This window comes from Oceanobacillus alkalisoli (assembly GCF_021556485.1).
Classification (GTDB): Bacteria; Bacillota; Bacilli; order Bacillales; family Amphibacillaceae; genus Oceanobacillus; species Oceanobacillus alkalisoli.
On sequence record NZ_JAKGBW010000105.1, the window covers coordinates 1 to 282 of the forward strand.

Consider the following 282-nt stretch of genomic DNA (forward strand, 5'->3'; position numbering starts at 1 on the left):
CTACAAGAATCCCCCACGTATCCAAAAAATCACGCATTTCCTCTACAAAAATCTCACATGTAAACGAAAATCATGCATTTTCTCTTCGAAAATCCCCCATTTAACCAGAAGAAAATGCAATTTCTCTTCGAGAATCCCCCATTTAACCCGAAAATGATGCATTTTCTCTTCAAGAATCCCTGATTTATCCCGAATATCACACATTTTCTCTTCAAAAATCTCCCATGTAACCTGAAAATCACGCATTATCTCTACGAAAATCACACATTTAATGCAAACATC

The 282-nt window shown here is 36.2% G+C and carries 1 protein-coding gene; it reads right to left on the reverse strand.

Annotated features, from left to right (window positions below; all coding sequences use genetic code 11):
* Positions 1–42: 42 nt before the first annotated feature.
* Positions 43–282, reverse strand: a 240-nt coding sequence (locus LZD48_RS19390) for a hypothetical protein (RefSeq protein ID WP_235764151.1), incomplete at its 5' end; no start/stop codon positions are given.